This window comes from Streptomyces sp. NPDC088747 (genome assembly GCF_044751025.1).
Classification (GTDB): domain Bacteria; phylum Actinomycetota; class Actinomycetes; order Streptomycetales; family Streptomycetaceae; genus Streptomyces.
Genome location: NZ_JBIVKZ010000001.1, coordinates 554,764 through 572,593, shown reverse-complemented (window position 1 = coordinate 572,593; position 17,830 = coordinate 554,764). Strand labels below are relative to the sequence as shown.

Below are 17,830 nucleotides of genomic sequence, written 5' to 3'. Positions count from 1 at the left end.
CCGTTCCTAGTTTCGTCACAGCCCCGGCCCCCCAGTTCGCGGCGATGGTGACGGGAGTGGCGATCGCCATCGCCGGGCTGGCCACCCTGCCGAGATCACTGGGCCACGACCGCCCGGACGAGGACCGACCACTGCCGTGGCGGCACACCCGCACCTGCTCACCGCCGCGAGAACCACCGTCATCTACGGACAAGCCACCACATCAACGCAGCCCAACCAGGCCGACCCCCCGAACAGCAGCCCCCGCCACACCCTTGACGCGGCCAGCACGCCCCCGAAGAATGACGGCGACCATCTGACAACGTTGTCTAGGGAATGAAAAGGTCACGCCGCATGTCGCAGCAAGCCACTGGGCCCACCCGTCGACACCTCCTGCAGATCGCCGGTCTGACCGGCCTCCTGGCAGCCTCCCCGCTCGTCGTGGGGCCGGAGCGCGCCTTGGCCGCGGTGCCCGGGGCCTGCCCGCAGGCGGACCCTGTCGCCGACACGTATCATCGCGTCCTCCTCTCCCACACCCGCTGGTCCGAGGAGCAGTGGGACGCGGCCCAGGGCCACTACACCGACAAGGACTTCGGCTTCGCGGTCGTGCTCGGCAACGCCGTCCTGCTGACCCGGGGCCCGTACGACGCCGAGCGCGCGGGCGTCGACAAGGACACCCTGCGCACCCGCACCCTTGCCACCCTGAAGCACTTCGCGGCGTCCAACCGACTGACCGGCGGCACCCAGTGGGGCCGGAAGCTCTTCTTCGACACCACCTTCCAGTCCTACTTCGTTCTGGCGGCCCGGCTGCTGTGGGACGACCTGGACGAGGTGACACGTCGCAACGTCGACACCATCGCCCGCGAACAGGCCCGGTACACCGCGGGGCTGGCCACCGGCGACGACCCCCTGTCCGGAGACTGGTCCCCGCACGGGCTCGACGGCGGTTTCCGAGGCGACACCAAACTGGAGGAGATGGGGGTCTACGCCCAGTCGCTCGCCCCCGGTCTCGCCTGGGCCGCCGACGACGATCCGCAGTACGACGCCTGGCGCGCCGCCTTCGGCCGGTGGAGCCGCAACGAGGCGGGGCTGCCGGCGGCCGACCTCGCCAACCCGGCCCGCGTGGACGGTGTCGCCGTCAGCGAGAACACCGCGCAGAACCTGTACGACACGTTCGTCGTCGAGAACCACGGCTCGTTCGGCCCGCACTACCAGGAGGAAGTCTGGCGGACCTCCGGACGCAACGCCGCCCACTTCCTCACCGCGGGCCGCGACCTCCCGGAGGTGCTCACCGCGCAGCCCAACGCCGGACCGCTGTGGCGCACCCTGCTCGGGGTGATGAGCGACGCGGGCGAGCCGCTGATGCCGATGGTTGCTGACCGCGAACACCTCTACGGCCGCGACGTCATCCCGCTCGCCTTCCTCGCTCAGGTAACCGGGGACCGCGCCGCGGCCCGCTGCGAACTCGCCCTCGCCGAACGGCTGGAGGCCTACCAGGCGTACCCGCCGCAGTACCGCCTCGCGAAGTTCTCGGGCGAGCCCAAGTACGAGCCCGAGGCGCGCGCCGAGCTGGCCATCAGCTATCTGCTCCACGAGTGGCGGGCCCGTTCGGGGCACGCACCGGTACGGCCCCTGTCCCAGGGCGAGTTCTTCGAGCGGGCGAGCGGCGTCACCGACTACGGTCCGGGCCCTGGCCTCGTCTCCCACCAGTCGCCCGGCGCCTGGGCCGGAGCGGTCGACAAGGCCGGGTTCGTGAAGTTCGCCTGGCAACCGGCGCACGACGACTGGCTGTTCGCACTGAGCGGCACGACGCCGATGTTCCTGCCGAGCACCACGGCCCAGGTCACCGGTCGGTCGTCACGTACTCCCGGCTGCGGGACGGCTTCAACGGCAGCGCGAGCCTTTTCACGCTGGACACCGGCCACGCGGGCTTCACCACACTCCCGTCGGGGGCCGTCGTGTACGCGACCTCCGGTACGGCCGCTGGTGAGGGGCGTCTGGAGCTGCACAACCTGGACATGCCCGGGATGCCGGGGCTGGACGGCAGCCGCACCTACCGGGCGGCCGAGGGCGGTACGACGGTCACCGCGCAGACCGGCGCCTCCAATCCCGCCGGTTCCCGGGTCGACGAACTGACCTTTACCCGCGGCCGGTTCCGTCACCTGCGGATGCTCGGCACCCGTCCCGACCCCACGTACGGTTATTCGCTGTACGCCTTCGAGATACGCGACGGAGCCCCGGGGGCCGACCATGCTCGCGCCGCCGGGGCCACGGCCTCCGCGTCCTCCTTCGAACCGGGCAAGGAGCCCGCGCTCGCGGTCGACGGCGACGGGGCGACCCGCTGGGCGGTGTCCCGCGCCGACCGCCCTCGCGCGGAGAGCTGGATCGCCGTCGATCTGGGCGAGGCCCTGGACGTCGACCGGGTGACCCTGCGCTGGGAGGCCGCAGCGGGCCGCGCGTACCGGTTGCAGGGTTCGGCCGACGGACGGACGTGGACCGACCTGGCCGACTGGCCGCGGCCCGATCTGACCAGCCGTGGCAGCTGGCTGGACGTGGACGGCCGCGCCGGTTTCGTCGTGCGCGGCGGCACCAACCCGGTCTCGGTGTACGGCAACACGGTCGTCCTCTCCGACGGGCCGGCCGAGGGACTGCTTGTCGAGGGGCTGCCGGGCGCGACGCCGGAGCGACTGCGCGCCGCGACCGCCCACCGGAGCCCCTCGGCGCGGTCCCCGCGGGTGAAGGCCGCTCTCACCGACCACTTCCTGAGCCTGTTCAACCTCTCCCCGGAACCGGTGACCACCACGGTGACGGTCCCCGGCTCGCGCTCCGGGGGACTCCGCCTGTATGCGGGTGTCCAGAGTGTGACGGAGTCGGGCACCGATCTCCGGGTTGAACTAGGCGCCGCCTCCGCCGTGCTGGAGCCTGCCCGCTTCGTCCTGTCCGGGCGGGACGTGCCCGTCGGTCTGCGCGCCGAGGTGGCCGACGGGCGCACGGTGCGGCTCGGAGGACCCTCCTGCCGCGTCACCGTCTCCGCACAGGGCCACACCCTCGACGTCAGGGTCCGCGCGGGCCGTACGACCACGGTCACCGTGCCGCGGGCCACGGCGTACCCCCTCACCGATCTGGCGCTCGGCCGCCCGACGTTCCCGACCGCGCCGCTGCCGCCCGGCATGACGGACCCGGGGGCCGCGGTCGACGGGGACCAGGACACCGCGTGGACCACCGCCCGGGGCGGTCGCATGGTTGTCGACCTCGGCGCCGAGCGGCACATCACGGAGATCAGCACCCGGTGGCGGGGCCGCGTCCCTGTGGCGGAGGTCGAGTTCAGCACGGACGGCCGTACGTACACGCGCGCGGCACGGCTCTCGGCGCGGGGAACCCTGCGCACGGACAGCACGGCCCGCTATGTAGCACTACGGGTGACCGGCCCGGCCACAGGACGCAGCGCGCTCATGGCCCTCACCGTCACCTCGTGACCCGGAAGACACTTTCGGAGAGGGAGAATTCCTCGTGGCGCCACCGCCACACGCGGCGGAGCGCCGGCCGAGTTCCTGCCCGGGCTCCGCGGTCCGAAGCCGCGGGCTGCCGTTGACCCCCGGCGGAAGCCACAGCCGTACGTGGCAGCGCGTGTGGGGGATGCGCCGTCACGCCGCTCGGACGTGGCTCTCATCCGGTTCCTGCACGGCGCCCGCCGCGTACGGTGCGAGGGGGCGCACGGTCGACGTGTCTGCGCTGCGTGGACGAAGCAGACGCGGAGGCAGGCGGGGGCGTCGCGCAAGGGGGACGCTCACCGTGCTCTCGGGGGCCGTGCTGCCCTTTTCGGGGGCGCCGGTCAGGGCGATGGCGTGGCCGAGCCGGACCACAGCCTGCGGCTGCGGCCCGTCGCTGATGCGGGGCCCGGCACCCAGGGCAGACCGCCGGGCCACAGCTACGGACTGCCCAGCGGATCCGCGGTACCTGTGGCAGCTCACTGAACCAGCTGCTCGTCAGCCAGGTCGGCGACCGTGACGGCGTGACGAACGTGGTCCGAGAACAGGCTGTGTTCTCGCAGTGCGGGCGGCGCACGGACACGACGATTGTCGCCGGTCTGCCGCTGATCGCCTCGTCGGCGACGCACCGGACATGTCGACTGTGTTTGCAGCCCGAGTTCTGCCCATGGCCTGGACGTCGCGCCGTCACTCCGGCAGCGGTCCGCACCGTGATCCTGAACAGAGCCGATCAACGTCTACGAAGAGCTTCGTTTTTGACAGACCCGATTGAAGTCCTTGGCGATCTGACTGAACGAGAGGTCACCATGTCGGCGCAGCTCGACGATGTCGGCTTTGAACGAACGACGAAGGTGAAGGTCTTTCCCATGCTCCCTGATGGACCTCCTCCGGGAGCGGACCCCTGATCCCGGATGTCCGTCAAAGCGGACCGAGCCCAAAAGTGAGCGCGGGAAGGCGGCGGTGACGGCTGCGGTTGCAGACGGTCGCGATACCTCCCCGCCCGCTGACACTCCGACAGCTGCCTCACCAGGACCGGCCTGGACATCACCGCACACCGGAAGCCGACACGAGAAAGTCAGTCCCTGGTGTTGCGCCGAGCCTGCGCACGGGCTGAGCGCGGTGGATCCTGCCGCAGCCGGTCGCGCACCGGCTCCAGGACGTTCCGCAGGGCCTGTACATCAGCGTCCGGCATGGCTTCGAAAACGAGCATCCTGACCAGCTCGACGTGACCGGGCCGGACTCTTCGCAGCAGGTCACGGCCTTCTGCGGTGAGGCTGAGCAGGGTACTGCGCTCGTCGTCGGCGGCTGGGGCCCGCGTGATGAGCCCGCGTTGCTCCAGCTTGCCGGCCTGATAGCTGAACCCGCTACGGCTGTAGACGATGCGGTCGGCGATGTCGGTCATCCGCAACCCGTCCTCGGACGTGTCGCCGAGTACCGCCAGAATCTGGGCCTGGACCGGGCTGAGGTCGCCGTCCTCGCGAAGATGCTGGGCCACGGCCTGCTCCAGCAGGCTGCCTACTTCCATCAGCGTGTAGTACGCGGCGAGCTGATCGGCTCCCAGCCCTTGCCTTTCGTCGGCGCTCATGGCGCACCATCCTACTTGCTTCGAATTCGAAGTCCACGTACGGTTCTGACTACTACGAATTCGAAGCACCTGTGATGTGGAGTGAACCATGAGGTGCGCTGTTACGCACTCGGCGACGCAGGCGCCCTGCGGTATGAAGACACCGAGCGCCCCGCACCCGGTCCGGGGCAGGCGCTCGTCCGGGCGGCAGCCAACCCTTCCGGTCCCGCCGACCTCACCCGCGCGGGCGGGGCTCGGGAGATGTCTCTCTTCGAACTGCCGCACATCTCTGGTGCCGACCTGGGTGGAGCGGACGCCTCCTGACCGGGATGGCGCGTGCACACGTCGACGCGCGGACGGGCGAGATCCGCGAACAGGTCGGCCTGCAGCCGTAACCGCCTTGGTCGGGCGCCCCCGAGGGCCGGGATGTCGACTGCTGCCATCCACAGGAGCGGTCGATACATCACGACCAGACCATATATGACGGGCCGTCACGGAACTCCGGACAGAACGGCCTGTGAAGAAACCGAAGAGTAAGGAAAGTGCCATTATGAGCGTTACCGCATCCGCACGTGCCGCGTTCGAGGGCTTCCTCGACGCACTGCACCGCTCGGACGTCACAGCAGCCGCCGAATCCCTGGCCGAGGACGCCACTTTGGAGAGCCCGATCCTGGCGGACGCGCTGTCGGGCAAGGCGAAGGCGGCCGGTGTGCTCCAGACGATCATCGACACGACCGACGCGTTCGACGTGAAGGAGGTTCTGGCCGGTGACACGCACTTCGCGGCCTTCTTCGCGCTGCGTGTCGGCGAGACCGAGCTGGACGGCGTCAACTACGCCGAAGTGAACGACGACGACAAGATTGTCTCCCTCAAAGTGCTGTGGCGTCCCCTGCCCGCGATCGTCGCGGTACAGAACAAGATCGCTCCAGTACTCGGCGCTCCCGCGCTCCAGCTCGTCCCACGCGACTGACGCCGGTTTCACGCGCACAGAGGGAAAGGACGCCACCTCGTGAATCTCCTGCGTATCGCCGCAGCGGTGATACTCACCACGGCGGTTACCGCCAGCACCACCGAGTCGGCACGGGCCACCGGCCGATACGCGCACGCTCACCTGCGAGTGGAACTGCTAGCGCGTTTCGACCAAGCGGCGAACCAGCCGGCCGAGGGCCTGGCCAGGACGCCGGACGGCAGCCTCTACGTGTCGTTCAAGCCCTTGCAACAGGTCGTCCAGGTCCACCCTGACGGCAGTCACACGGTCGTGGCGACCCTGCCGGGTCATGCGACCGGCATGGGCGGACTCGTGGGTCTGACCGCGACGCCGGACGGCCGCATCCTGGGCGCGCTGGCAAATGGCGACCCTCGTTACAACGGCATCTGGGCGGTCCGGCCGGGAGGCAAGGCGCACCGGCTGGCCGCCCTGCCAGCCGACGCGGTGCCGAACGACCTTGTCCTTGCCCCGGACGGCCAGAGTGTCCTGGTCAGTGAGTCGGGCGGCGGCACGATCTACCGGATCAGCCTTTCCGACGGCCGGATGACCACCTGGCTTCACGATCCGCTGCTCCAGCCACCGATCGGCGCGGCCATACCGATCGGCGTCAATGGCATCACCTTCCGTTCGCCGACGGAGCTGGTCGCCGTCAACTCGGCCGCCGGCTCGGTGATCAGCGTCCCGATCCGCCGTGACGGCAGCGCGGGGACACCCGGGAAGATCGGGGAGGCCGACTTCCCGGACGGCGTGCGCGCCCTGCGGGGCCGGCTGTACATCACCCAGCCTGTGGACAACAGGGTGATCCGGATCTCTCCGTCCGGCCGTACCACCGTATTGGCCAACGGAGAAGCAGGCCTCGACGCGCCGGTGAGCATCCTGCTGGGTCGGCATCGCCGCGGTGTGACCGAGGTGATCGTCACCGACAGTTCGGTCACTGACACCGGTGACCGTCCCGGTGTCACTTCCCTCACCCTGCGCTGAGAGTGAGAGAGGGGTCGGGAACCCCCAGCCGCGTACGGAGACCGAGTTTGCTGGTTTCCGCACGCGGCCGGGGTCTTTCAGTTCAACGGGTCCGAAGTCAGGTATGCCTGTTGGGGGTTGCTGTGGTGAACGGGTGATCCGGAATCGCCGACGTCGTCGAAGGCGAAGGCACAGACCTTGCCAACGACCATCCGCGCATGGACTCACGGGTCGTGGTCGGTCACCACGTCCCTGCAGAAGTCCGCAGTGTCCGTCTCCTCGGACTGGGGAGATTTCCCAAAGGTCCGGTTTCTAGGTGGAGTTGGCGCGGCAATCTGATCGTGGTGGCTCGGACTCCCGTAGCCGCACACACCGTGCAGTCGGTAAGCGTTGCAGAAGCCGGTGATCCAGCTCGCGGATCCGCTTGTTCTTCTCCGCCGCCTCTCGCCGCAGCCGCTCCGACTCGGCCCGCTCGGCTTTGCGCAGCCGCCCGCCCGGTGCAGACTCGGCAGGCCGACCGAATGACGCCGATCCGTCGCGCCGCTACCGCGACACAGCTGTAAAGCATGCCGGCATGCGCACCGAGTTCCTCGGCGGACTCCGGGAAGGGACGACCTCCGTCAGCACGAACATGAGGAGGGCGAGTCCCGGGAGAATCAGTGCTGCCGTCCGGATGGGCGATGTATCCCTGTCCGCCATCAGGCGAGTCTGCATTGAGCGTACGGGCGCAGTGCGAGGTGATCCTTGGCTCGTCGTGGGGTCGTGTGCTCTAGAGGAGCGGAGGCTCCGCCTGCTGAGTGGCCTGGTCCGGTCCGTGCGTCTCCCGCTGCCAGATGAGATCGGTGGCCCGTGCGAGGGCTCGTGACAGTCGCCGGCGGTAGGTGCTGAATGACATGCCCAACTGGCTGGCCGCAGCTTGTTGGCTCCTCTCCCGCGAGAGGTAGGTGGTGTGCAATACGGAGGCGAGTTCCTGGTCGGGTGATTCCGCCATATGACGCACGGTCGACTGGAGGAGCTCCCGCAGATCGTCGATGCCGTGCTCGGGACCGGTGCAGCGGAAACCGAGCAGGGGACTGGTCGAGAGGCCCGCTGGGTCCCGGAACGAGACAAAAGCATCCTTCACCGCCTCCGCGGTGATGCTTCGTGAGACAGCGGGTTCCGGCGCCTCCGGATCCGTGAACGGGTCGGCCTCCGGACGACTGCTGCCTCGTACCAGACGGTTCTCGATGGCACGGTTGCGGGCATCCGCCGGCTCCGTGCGCCAGTCGTGGAAGAACCCGGTGTAGGTACGCCGGTTGGCCAAATCACGCATGGGTGTGGGCAGTGTCTGATGTCCGAGGAGGTTGAAGACGGGTTGCCACCCGTTCCTGTTCGCCATGAAGACGATACTGACCGCCAGTCGTGTCGCGGTTCTCCACTTCTGTGTGTACGTACTGGATGCGAGGACGGAGGCGGGGCTGGCCGTATCCTGGTAGTGATCGGCGTCCATGATCCACCGACCTATGTAGACTGTCTCGCTCTCCTGCACGGGAGCGTTCTCCCGGATCCAGGCGAGGGCCGCCTCGACCAGGGGATCGCGGGGAGCGTCCGCGGGCAGTTCGGGCGGTAGCGTCAGCAGCGTCATGAACCCGGCCACCCCTGCCGCAGCCGTCCGGAAGGAGATGAAGGCCGAGGGCTGGTACACCCACCACGCCTCCGCCAGGTCGACGGTCTGGTCTCCTTCCCACCGTCGTACCAGATCCATGATCGCGTCGTGCTCGTCCGGCCGGGCGCGCGACGCACTCATCGAGGAATGGGCTTCCCAGTTGTAGAAGTCGCGTATGACCTCGTGACGTCGGCCCAGATACCACAGATCCAGAGCGGCGTCGGCGCTGGTGTCACGCGACTGCGCGAGTCTCTGCGAGGTGTGGCGATAAGCGCGCCGGAAGATGTTGTCGTACCTGTCCTGGTCGCGCCACCGCAGATAGGTGTCGAAGGCTTCCCGGGCGGTCTGATGCGGAACCAGACCGTCCTCGGTCGCTTCGACGAACGACAGATCCTGCAGCCACCCGAACAGGTCGAGATCCTGCGCGGCCGGGACGCAACCCGTCAGGAGTCCGTCCGTTGTCACACGAGCCAGCGTCGCGACGGCCAGGGCGTCGCGATGATGAGGAGTGGGCACATCACTCACCAGGTGACGGACCAGGGTGGTCACCACGTCAGGGGTGGTCGGGGCTTCCCACTTCCTGCCGGAATCCCCGCGTTGGGCGAGTACGTCGGCCACAAGAACCAGAGCGAGAGGATGACCGTGGGCGAACCGCAGGATGCCGGGGACCTCGTGTGCCGGTACGTTCCGGTGCCGAAGCAGCGCGGCGGCGTCCCGCGCCGACAGATCGCGGAGTGGAGCCGCGTGGCACCGTCGCCACCAGGCGGGGTCGGTCACCCATTCCGTGGCGGGTTTGTCTCTGCCCGCTGTCACGACCAAGGCACCCTCGGGCGCCGAGGGCAGGAGAACCTCGCGCAGCCATCCTTCGACGGGTCCGAGCAGTTCGGCGGTGTCCACGAAGAGAACGCGAAGGCCCTCGGGCCAGGACGGGCCGCCCAGAGCGTGTTCGTACGCGGACCGGTTGCGGTCCAGACGGCGGGCGTCCAACGAGAGCGACGACAGACCGAGTGCGTCCGCCTCGGCGGCCAGCCGGCGCAGAAGAGCACTCTTGCCCACCCCACCGGGGCCGTGGAACCACAGAACCGAGTGTGGGGGTCCTTGGGGCGCGAGCACGGAGCGGAAGAGCGCGATCTCCTCGTCGCGTCCGAGGAAGGCGCGGTCGCGATCGGTGCTCAGCCGGGCACCGACCGCGCCCTGTGGTTGGTGACTTGGAGGTATGTGCATGTCTGCGGAACGTCCTGTCGGGCAGGCGTCAGTAGGCGAGGGCTCCGCCGTCGACGGCGAGTGTGGTGCCGGTGACGAAACTTGCCTGGTCGGACAGCAACCATGCTGCGGCGGGCGGGATTTCGGCGGGGTCGGCCATCCGGTCCATCGGACTCCAGGTGGTGAAACGCCTGACGATGTCCTCGGAGGTGCGTTTCACCCCCTCGACGAGCATCTCCGTCGCTGTGGAACCGGGAGCTATGGCGTTGACCCTGATGTGCTCGTGCGCGTATTCGAAGGCAGCGGCCTTGGTCAGTCCGATCACGCCGTGCTTGGCCGCGATGTAGGGCGCGATGCCGTAGTTCCCGACGAACCCGCTGACGCTTGCGGTGTTGACGATGGCGCCGCCACCGCTGTCGAGCATGGCGCGGATCTGATGTTGCATGGCGATGAAGACACCTTTGAGGTTGACGGCCAGTATGTCGTCGTAGTCACGCTCGGAGTGCTCGTGGAAGCGTGCCGCAGCGTTGTAGCCAGCGTTGTTGAAGGCCGCGTCCATGCGACCGTACGCCGTCACCGTGGCGGCGACGGCGTCCGCGACCTCGGCCGGGTCGGTCACGTCGGCTCGTACAGCGACGACTTCGTGTCCCTGGGCGCGCAATCTGTCACGGAGTGCCTCGACTGCGGACAGTGTGCGCGCACCGATGACCAGGCGGGCGCCCTGCTCGGCGAAGTGCTGGGCGGCTGCGGCGCCGATGCCGCGGCTGGCCCCCAGGATGAGTGTGGCCTTGCCGTCCAGGATGCCGGTGACGGGAGAACGGGGTGGGGCGGAGGTCATGGTCAGCTCTCTGTCGCAGGAGAAGGACGGGTCTTATACGGTCATGCGGTGCGGGTCATGGATCGCCGGGTCCGCGGATCCGGTCTCGGCGCGCGGAGGGGGAGTCCGCAGCCGGGACTGCGGCAGGCACGTGAAGGTCAGCCCGCCCAGTATCAGGACGCAGCCTGCCAGCGCGGAGGCGGAGAGGTGCTCGTTCAGCACCAGTACGCCGAGCAGCGCCGCCGCCAAAGGCTCGGCGAGGCTCAGAGTGCCCACCGTCGACGCGCTGACCCGGGACAAGCCGACGGTGAACAGCCAGTAGGCGAGCGCGGTGGTGGCCAGACCCAGCCAGGCGATGAGACCCAGGCTCCGTACATCGAGAAGACTGGCACTGTCGGTGATCACCCACGGCAGCAGCACCATGGCCCCGACGGTCAGTGAGAGTGCCGAGACCGTCGGCAGGTGGAGCGTGGGATCGTCGTCCGCGAGCCGCTTGGTGAAGACCGTGTACATGCCGTAGCAGACACCGGCCGCCACACCCAGCACCAGACCGAGCGGGTCGACCCCGTCACCGCCGGGGGCCAGCAGCAGGGCGCACCCGGCGATGGCGGCGACGGTACTCACCAGCCAGGTGAAGCTCACGCGTTCCCCTGTGACCCACCGGGCGCAGGCGCCGATGGCCGCAGGGGCCGTCCCGAGGGCTACCACGGTCGCCAGGGCGGCACCGGTCCGGGACACGGAGTACAGGAATGTCGCCTGGTAGAGAGCGGTCGACAGCGCGCAGACGAGCAGCGGGCGCAGTTTCGCGGGCGCTGCCAGAGCGCGCAGTCCGGTCGGATTCCGAGCCGTGAACACCCACAACGCCAGGCCTCCGACGAGTAGGCGCCACCCGCCCAGGGCCACCGGACTCAGGGAACTGGCCGCCAGGACCTGAGCAGGACCCACGGTGCCCCACAGCAACACCGAGCCGAGTACCAATCCCGTCCCCACGGGGTTTTCATTCTTTCGTGCGTTCATGTCCGCGTATGCTAGGCATACATCAAGATCGAATAGCTGCGGGGCACACTTAATTCGGGAGGACGCAGATTTTATGGAATTTGATTCGACGGATCTCGTTCTGCTGCGGGAGCTGCAGAACGATGCACGGCAGACCAATCGCGATCTGGCAGCCAAGGCGGGGGTCTCTCCCTCCACGTCGTTGGAACGCGTCAGGTTGCTGCGCGAGCAAGGAGTCATCACCGGATATCACGCGGCTCTCGATCTTGAGGCTGCCGGACGCCCCGTTCAGGCCCTCATCTCCGTGCGGATCAGGCCACCGGCACGTCCTGTCATCAACGGCTTCCGCGAGTGGGCGGCACAACTTCCGGAGACCATCGGCCTGTTCGTCATCTCCGGCGCCCACGACTTCCTCATCCACATCGCCGTACCGAGTGTCAACGACGTCTACGCCTTCGTCATCGACCGCCTGACGGAACGGCGAGAGGTCGCGGACGTGCAGACCACGATGGTGTACGAGCATGTCCGGTCGCATCGCATCGAGCCGGCCGGAGCCGGACGTCCGGGCGGCGTCGCGTCCCCCGGGCGTGATCAAGCGCGCTGAGCCCGAAGGCGTGGAGGTCGCACCGCGTGCGAGCGGCACCGGCGCGTGCGGTGGTGACCGCCGGGCGCGATGTACCGTGCCCATCGCGCAGCTCGTGGTTCTCGTGCACGGAGGGCCGATCGACATCGTCAGCCGTGTTGGGGAAGCTGGTGCTGATCGGCGTGGCCGTAGTCGGGTAGGACCAGTCCGGTGTTCGCGGCGCGGCCTTCGGCCCCGGTCAGGGCGGCAGGATCGCGCAAGGCTTCGTTGCGCGCGTCGAGTATCGCCTGGGTGCGGGGGACCACGACGTTGCCTCCCGTAACGGCCAGCGCTTGGTTCTTCTCCACGAATGCGCGCAGCGTCCGCTCGTACACGGTGAACGCGGCGGTGTGGTCGGTGTGCCCGGCCAGCTCCCCGGCCAGGACGTAGGCGCCGACGAGGGAGACGCTGGAGCCCTGGCCGGACATGAACGACGTCGCGTGGGCGGCGTCGCCCGCGAGAGCGACGCGTCCGGTGGACCAGGTGGGCATGTGGATCTGGCTGACGATGTCGAAGAACAGGTCGTCCGCGGTGCGCATGGCGCTCACCAGCTGAGGTAGGTGCCAGGTCTGCTCGGGGAACTTCGAAGCGACGAGGTCCCGTTGTGCCTCAGGGTTCCGAAAAGCGTCGAAGGGGGGCTCGTCCTGGGCGAAGGTGAGGAAGCCGTGCAAGGGCGCGTCGGGCTCGTGGGCGGACAGCACGGCGGCTCGCCCGGGAGAGTTCCAGGTCACCGCCTCATGCGCGAACCCCAGGTCGTTGGACAGGGTGAAGCCCGCGAAGGTGAAGCCTAGGTAGCGGTGGAACCCCGCTTCTTCGCCGAAGGCCAGGCCGCGTGTGTGCGAATGCAGTCCGTCGGCGCCGATCACCAGGTCGAAGGTGCGCCGGCTGCCGCTGTCGAAAGTGATGTCCACGCGGTCTCCGCGGTCCGCGAGAGTGGCGATGGAGTCGCTGAACAGGAATTCAACCCTGTCGTGGATCTCCGAGTGGAGTGCGTCCGCCAGGTCGCCGCGGCGCACCTCCAGGTCCAGTCCCTCCTGCCCTCCGGTGACGGCTTCGGGGCGGACGGCCGCGATCGGGACGCCCTCCGGGTCCACGAAAGTGACCGTCCGGGTGTCGACGTGGGCACTGCGCAGACGCGTGAGGAGGCCCATACGGTCCACGACCTCGCGGGCCGTGCCCCGGATGTCGATGGCGTATCCGCCACCGCGGATCGCGCGTGCCTTTTCGACGATCGTGACCTGGAAGCCGTAACGGTCCAGCCAGTAGGCCAGGGCGGGGCCGGCGATGCTGGCGCCTGAGATGAGTACTGTGCGAGGAGGGTGGTGCATGAGTCCCTTTCCGGGAGACCGGCTCGGATAAGGATGCGTACCTTAGGTACCATTTACGGGGCAGGGGTATGCCTTCGCATCCACCGTCCACGACGGTATATCTACCTAAGGTAGGTATGCAAATGGAGTCGAGATGAACGCAGAGTCACCGAAGGCGGCGGAACAGATGCCATCGCCGTCCGAGGCCGACGGGCTGGCTGTCATGCCGCGGCTGTTCCAGTTGAGCAACGCCGTCAGCCGCGGCCGACTGACTGAGCGGGCGATCGCTGCCGCTGGGCTCACCATCGAACGGCCGGCCGTAGGTGTACTCATGACGCTGCGCACGGCCGACAGGCCGCTGAGGATCGGTGAGATCGCCGAGCGGATGCAGGTGGTCGGCCCGCACGTCACCCGGCAAGTGCAGGAACTGGAGCGCCGCGGTCTGGTGGATCGCGTCGGTGACCCGAGTGACCGGCGCTCCAGTCTGATCAAGCCGACCGACCAGGGCGCGGCGGCGGCCGACCGCTACGCGCACTCCGTCATCGGCTGGTTCACCGAGGCCACCTCCGCCTGGTCCGCACAGGACCGCAGGGACCTGGGTCGCCTGCTGGGGCGTCTGGCCGACGATGTCACCGCCCACCTGAACCGCTTGGACGACGGGGCCGCAGGCACGACGACTTCCCGCTGAGTAGGTGCGCGCACGAGGTCGGAGGGAGCGAGGTGGTGAGGCTTTCCCGACCGCATGACCTCGCGTCACGAGGTTGGCTTGGCGCAAGGGTTCCGTGATCCACGACGAGTCCCGCGATGTCCGGTGGTCGGCGTCCCGCGCGCATACCGCCGAGCCTGACCTATGCAGCCGGGCACTGGTCGGTTCTGCCGGGCTGCCCTGGTCGGCGTCGACTCCGGTCATGTCCTGGATGGGTCGAACTGTGCTGTCTGGTTGTGGGTGGCGTAGTTGTCCACCACCAGGTGGACCTGCAGGCCGGCCGGCACCTCTCGGTCGAGTTTGGCCAGGAACTTCTTGAACCTCACGGTGCGGTGGCGGCGGTGAAGTGACCCGATCACTTTTCCTGTGGGGACCTCAAGAGCGGCGAACAAGGTGGTGGTGCCGGCGCGGACGTAGTCATGAGTGACGCGCTGCGCAAGGCCGGGCATCATCGGCAGTACCGGCTGGGTTCGGTTCAGTGCCTGGATCTGCGACTTCTCGTCCACGCAGAACACCAGCGCCCGCTCGGGCGGGTCCAGATACAGGCCGACCACGTCGTGCACCTTGTCGATACGGGTCTGTGGACAGTTTGAACGTCTCGGTGCGGTGCGGCTGCAGACCGAAAGCCCGCCAGATCCGCGACACCGTCGACTGCGACAGCCCCGTATGTGTCGCCATCGCCCGCGTCGACCAGTGCGTTGCGTTCTTCGGTCTGCTCTCCAGCGTCCGCTTCACCACCGCGGCAACCTGCTCGTCACTCACCGACCGTGGACCGCCCGGACGGGGCAGATCACCCAGCCCTGCCATGCGCTCACGCACGAAGCGTGCCCGCCACTTGCCGACCGTGTGCTCCTCGGCCCCGACCTGACGCGCCACCTCCCGATTGGCCGCACCCGCCGCGCAGGCCAAGACAATGCGGCAGCTCAGAGCCAACGCCTGCGGCGTAGTCCTGCGCCGGACCAACTCCTCCAGCGCTTCCCGTTCTTGATCAGTCAGCACCAACTCGGCCTTGGGCCGTCCCGTACGAGCCACAGACCAACTCTACTAATGAACCGAATTTCAGACTCAGAAGACTAGAATCCAAGCTCACAGACGGGGCAAGTACCCACTGTAGAGCCACCCTCCCGGCTGGCCGAGTGGCTGGATCAGACATGACGCGGTAGCACCCCGCGCAGTCCCGGCCGACCGCCGATCCTGACAGCTGTGTTCAAACGCCTGGTTGCGATCCCAACCGCCTGGGCCCCTGCCAGCGCACCGGCAGCAGCCCCGCGGCCTGCACGCAGGAGCGGCCCACGGGGTGTCGCAGTGTCGCAGTACAGTTTGTTTCACCGACGCGAACGGGCGTGTGGGTGCGGGGTGTTCACCGTGCCCAGGCCCCGGTCACGGCACGCCCTGCACCTGTTGAGCTGAAGGACGCTAGGTAGTGACGGAATCTGTACTGGCCGGGTGTGTGCCCCGGGATCACTTCGGCATCACGTGTGTTCGTGGGCCTTCGCCCGACGAGGTGCTGTCGCGTTTGGGTGTCGCCGATCAGGCACCGTATCCGCTGTGTACCCCCGAGGAGGCGTTGCAGTACTGCGGGTGGGACGAGCAGACACCGGCGGTGCGGGTGTGCCGCAGCGGGGAGTGGATCTTTCTTCTCGATGTTGATGCGCACGGCAGGTTGCTGCAGCCGTCGGTGCTCTCCGGCTTGTCCATGGGGACCGAGGCAGTGTCGGTGTGGTACCAGATGGCGGGTACAACCCGCATCGTGCACGCGCGGGACGGCGAGGTCATGGCCGACTTCGATGCCTGGGCGGTTCATCTGACAACGGGCGCGGATACCTCTCGCATCCGTAGCGCTCTGGCTGACGTCGGTTTCTTCCCCGAGGACGAAGACGACTTCGACGACGATTGGTCCCCGTCTGCGATGGCGTTGGTGGCGCTGGAGCGTGCCTTTGGACTGACGCTCTCCCCGGGGGTGGCCGGGGGTGCCCTTCCGACGGTCAGCCTCCAGCACTTGCGAGGCTGACCGCCCCGGCCATCGGTGGGGATTGTGTCAGAAAATTACAAGGTGACTCTTATCCAGAACGGGTCGTCGTCTGCGAGCAGTACTTCCTTGATGAACACGCCGTAGGCCCCGCCCAGGTCGGTGTTCAAACTCCTGGGGATGTGACCGCGCACGCATTTTTCGCTGCCTGAGGCCATCCCGGCCGTCGTCACGATGGGCCAGTCCAGAGCCAGGTCGTTCGTGGTTCCGGCACGGACTGCGGTGACCTGGGCGCAGTCCTTGCCATGGTCAACGCCGTTGAGTGCACCGCTTTCGTAGGTGCCGGCGAAGGGGAATTCGTCGCAGGAGTCGTCCTGGATGGCCGGGTCAGCGGTGAATTTCGTCGTTCCGCAGATCGCGCGTCGGTTGCTGTCCTGCTGCGAGGAGCTTTGGAGGCGGTGGAGCGGCTCGCCGGTTCCGCGCAGGCCCCAGTGCCCGGAGAGGTTGTTCTGGGCCCACTCGATCATGTCCGCGGACGAGCCGTACTGCGCCCGCGAGACGCGCAGTGTTGGGGTGTACCAGGGAACCACGCAGCCGGCCTTGTCAAGAACGGAGAGCTTGTTGTCACAGCGGACTTCGGCACCGCCCCATGTGATCGGCGGCAGCAGGTCGATGGCGTCGGGTGAGCCGATGGAGAGTTGGTAGTCGAGGTCGATGTAGTCGTAGACGGTGGACGGCACGTCCCTGAGGGTGTAGGTCGTTTTGAGGTTCTGTCCGTCACGGATGGGGGTCTGCACCCAGGGCTTGGTGCTCCTGGGGGTGCAGGTGGCGGAGCAGTTGGTCGTCCACGACACACCCAGGTTGGCGGGCAGCGTCCCGGTGGAGGACAGCATGGTGATCTGGTCGGTCTCGGTCCACTGCAGACTGTTGGTGGCCACGTCCAGTTGCTGCGCGGTGGCGAACAGAGCGGTGCCGAGCACCGTGCCGTCGCTGTCCCGGTAGGTGTATTTCACGTTCGGATCGATCTGGCATTGCATGGTCCGGGTGGACCACCAGGAGCCGTCCTCGTCACCGGTGCAGTCGTTCACCGGCAGCGGAGCGACGAGCGCTGCAGATGCAGATATGCGTCCGGCCGTTGCGCTCGACACACGAGCAGCTTTGCCCTCGGCGGGCGTGAGCTGGGTCAGGCAGCTGTACGAGCTAGGTGCGGTGGCGGTGCGTGCCGCTCGTTCTGCGGCCTCTGTGCAGTCTTCCTCACTGGGGCCGGACCGGGTGGCGCTTCCGTTCAGGCGCTCTTTGTCCGATGCGGGGGGAACCTGACTGGTGGGGGAAGCCGAGCGCCGGTCGGCGGTGTCTGCGACAGAAGCCGTTGATTGAACTGTCGCTCCCACGAGGAGCGTGGAGGTGACCAAGGCAGGCAGGAGGATGCGTCTTAACACGGACTACCTTTCAGTAGCGCCGCAGGGCCGTCGGAAGGTCCGTGGCTCTCAGGGGCGGGAATCGCAGACATGATCGCAGCGGCGTTTTGCATGGACAAGACAACCCGTCAGGCGAAAAGGAACGTGGTCCTGACTGCCCGAACGCCC

General features: G+C 68.0%; 13 protein-coding genes and 2 pseudogenes. 8 read left to right on the top strand and 7 right to left on the bottom strand.

Features of this window, described 5'->3' with window-relative positions; genetic code table 11:
* Positions 1-333: 333 nt before the first annotated feature.
* Together ACIP79_RS02880 and ACIP79_RS02875 are read left to right on the top strand one after the other, a co-directional pair.
* Positions 334-3,455: pseudogene (locus ACIP79_RS02880) on the top strand (discoidin domain-containing protein).
* 536 nt (positions 3,456-3,991) lie between these two features.
* A complete protein-coding gene (locus ACIP79_RS02875) occupies positions 3,992-4,372 on the top strand; it encodes a hypothetical protein (protein WP_401218402.1) in 381 nt (126 codons plus the stop codon).
* A 170-nt stretch (positions 4,373-4,542) separates the two neighbouring features.
* Here ACIP79_RS02875 and ACIP79_RS02870 read toward each other — a convergent pair whose 3' ends face one another.
* Entirely contained in the window at positions 4,543-5,052 is a 510-nt protein-coding gene (locus ACIP79_RS02870; protein ID WP_401218399.1) for a MarR family winged helix-turn-helix transcriptional regulator, read from the bottom strand.
* Positions 5,053-5,145: 93 nt separating this feature from the next.
* Here ACIP79_RS02870 and ACIP79_RS02865 point away from each other — a divergent pair, with 93 nt between their 5' ends.
* From ACIP79_RS02865 to ACIP79_RS02855, 3 genes are all read left to right on the top strand, one after another.
* Positions 5,146-5,355, top strand: coding sequence for a hypothetical protein (locus ACIP79_RS02865; RefSeq protein ID WP_401218396.1), 210 nt, complete (start codon positions 5,146-5,148; stop codon positions 5,353-5,355).
* A gap of 226 nt (positions 5,356-5,581) precedes the next feature.
* Positions 5,582-6,001: a nuclear transport factor 2 family protein gene (locus tag ACIP79_RS02860; RefSeq protein WP_401218394.1), complete on the top strand. Its 420-nt coding sequence runs from the start codon at positions 5,582-5,584 to the stop codon at positions 5,999-6,001.
* A 39-nt stretch (positions 6,002-6,040) separates the two neighbouring features.
* Positions 6,041-7,000, top strand: a complete 960-nt coding sequence (locus tag ACIP79_RS02855; protein ID WP_401218391.1) for an SMP-30/gluconolactonase/LRE family protein — start codon at positions 6,041-6,043, stop codon at positions 6,998-7,000.
* Positions 7,001-7,748: 748 nt separating this feature from the next.
* Here the strand turns inward: ACIP79_RS02855 and ACIP79_RS02850 are convergent.
* Genes ACIP79_RS02850 through ACIP79_RS02840 form a run of 3 tightly spaced genes read right to left on the bottom strand, consistent with a single transcriptional unit; the run spans position 7,749 to position 11,634 of the window.
* Positions 7,749-9,848 carry a hypothetical protein gene (locus ACIP79_RS02850; RefSeq protein ID WP_401218388.1) on the bottom strand — a complete coding sequence of 700 codons (2,100 nt, stop codon included), beginning with the start codon at positions 9,846-9,848 and terminating at the stop codon, positions 7,749-7,751.
* Positions 9,849-9,876: 28 nt separating this feature from the next.
* Positions 9,877-10,665 carry an SDR family NAD(P)-dependent oxidoreductase gene (locus ACIP79_RS02845; protein ID WP_401218385.1) on the bottom strand — a complete coding sequence of 263 codons (789 nt, stop codon included), beginning with the start codon at positions 10,663-10,665 and terminating at the stop codon, positions 9,877-9,879.
* A 33-nt stretch (positions 10,666-10,698) separates the two neighbouring features.
* Complete coding sequence (locus ACIP79_RS02840; RefSeq protein ID WP_401218382.1) at positions 10,699-11,634, bottom strand: DMT family transporter; 936 nt, start codon at positions 11,632-11,634, stop codon at positions 10,699-10,701.
* A gap of 100 nt (positions 11,635-11,734) precedes the next feature.
* On the opposite strand from ACIP79_RS02840, the gene ACIP79_RS02835 reads away from it, so the two are divergent.
* Positions 11,735-12,244 (top strand): Lrp/AsnC family transcriptional regulator, encoded by a 510-nt coding sequence (locus ACIP79_RS02835; RefSeq protein WP_401218379.1) that lies wholly within the window; start codon positions 11,735-11,737, stop codon positions 12,242-12,244.
* A 128-nt stretch (positions 12,245-12,372) separates the two neighbouring features.
* On the opposite strand, the gene ACIP79_RS02830 is transcribed toward ACIP79_RS02835, so the two are convergent.
* Positions 12,373-13,590 (bottom strand): FAD-dependent monooxygenase, encoded by a 1,218-nt coding sequence (locus ACIP79_RS02830; RefSeq protein WP_401218376.1) that lies wholly within the window; start codon positions 13,588-13,590, stop codon positions 12,373-12,375.
* A 133-nt stretch (positions 13,591-13,723) separates the two neighbouring features.
* On the opposite strand from ACIP79_RS02830, the gene ACIP79_RS02825 reads away from it, so the two are divergent.
* Positions 13,724-14,257 (top strand): MarR family winged helix-turn-helix transcriptional regulator, encoded by a 534-nt coding sequence (locus tag ACIP79_RS02825; protein ID WP_401218373.1) that lies wholly within the window; start codon positions 13,724-13,726, stop codon positions 14,255-14,257.
* A gap of 242 nt (positions 14,258-14,499) precedes the next feature.
* Here the strand turns inward: ACIP79_RS02825 and ACIP79_RS02820 are convergent.
* Positions 14,500-15,307, bottom strand: a pseudogene (locus ACIP79_RS02820) (IS630 family transposase); the annotation flags it as partial.
* A 391-nt stretch (positions 15,308-15,698) separates the two neighbouring features.
* Here ACIP79_RS02820 and ACIP79_RS02815 point away from each other — a divergent pair.
* A complete protein-coding gene (locus ACIP79_RS02815) occupies positions 15,699-16,286 on the top strand; it encodes a DUF6461 domain-containing protein (protein WP_401218370.1) in 588 nt (195 codons plus the stop codon).
* Between the two features lie 35 nt (positions 16,287-16,321).
* Here ACIP79_RS02815 and ACIP79_RS02810 read toward each other — a convergent pair whose 3' ends face one another.
* Positions 16,322-17,683, bottom strand: coding sequence for a hypothetical protein (locus ACIP79_RS02810; protein ID WP_401218367.1), 1,362 nt, complete (start codon positions 17,681-17,683; stop codon positions 16,322-16,324).
* Between the last annotated feature and the right edge of the window lie 147 nt (positions 17,684-17,830).